This window comes from Dellaglioa sp. CoH-57-MRSF-18, from assembly GCF_056781995.1.
This window is the reverse complement of the sequence record NZ_JBXAXX010000203.1, coordinates 1-280: the sequence shown is the minus strand read 5'-3', so window position 1 is coordinate 280 and position 280 is coordinate 1. Positions and strand designations below refer to the sequence as shown.

Below are 280 nucleotides of genomic sequence, written 5' to 3'. Positions count from 1 at the left end.
CTCCCACCGTGCCCTCGTATTCAGGAAGCGCACCCTGCGCCACGAGCCATGTCGTGTACGAGTGGTGCCCGTCCAACAATTCGCGAATGCGATGCTTCAGAGCCAAAGACTGTTGGTAATACGTGCGCTTCACTTCACGATCAGAAAATGGGCGCATTTCATCCAACGTTTTCTCAATGCCGTTGCAGATGTATAGGGTTCGACCCAAGCGCAATTTCGCGATTGCGCCACGCAACAGTTCACGACGAATTTCGATGGTGCTCGTGCTCATCATTTCTCC

1 protein-coding gene is annotated in these 280 nt (G+C 53.2%); it reads right to left on the bottom strand.

What is annotated here, in order from left to right:
• Positions 1-280: hypothetical protein (locus AC1RPG_RS08715; RefSeq protein ID WP_481762590.1), on the bottom strand; the 280-nt coding region annotated here is incomplete at both ends.